The organism is Nocardioides abyssi, from assembly GCF_030412915.1.
In the GTDB taxonomy this organism is placed as follows: Bacteria; Actinomycetota; Actinomycetes; order Propionibacteriales; family Nocardioidaceae; genus Nocardioides; species Nocardioides abyssi.
Genome location: NZ_JAUHJR010000244.1, coordinates 1 through 237, shown reverse-complemented (window position 1 = coordinate 237; position 237 = coordinate 1). Strand labels below are relative to the sequence as shown.

Genomic DNA, 237 nt, shown 5'->3' with positions numbered 1-237 from the left:
GTGCACGACCGGTCGCGACAGGGTCGCCGGCACGCCCGGGTCGACCGCCCGCACCGCGATGTGGCCGACCATCACCGCCGGCAGCCCGGCCTCGACCGCGGCCTCGAACGGCCGCTGGTCGACCCGCTCCAGCTGCGGCACCGTCCGGGTCTGCACCGGCAGTGCGACGTGGCTGTCGGTCGTCAGCGACCCGTGCCCGGGGAAGTGCTTGACCACCGGCACCACGCCCGCGCCGCG

Annotated in this window: 1 protein-coding gene; it reads right to left on the bottom strand. The window is 76.8% G+C overall.

Annotation, left to right across the window (positions count from 1 at the left end; genetic code table 11):
• The coding region (locus tag QWY29_RS20645; RefSeq protein ID WP_300963089.1) for a glycoside hydrolase family 3 N-terminal domain-containing protein at nt 1–237 on the bottom strand (237 nt) is incomplete at both ends.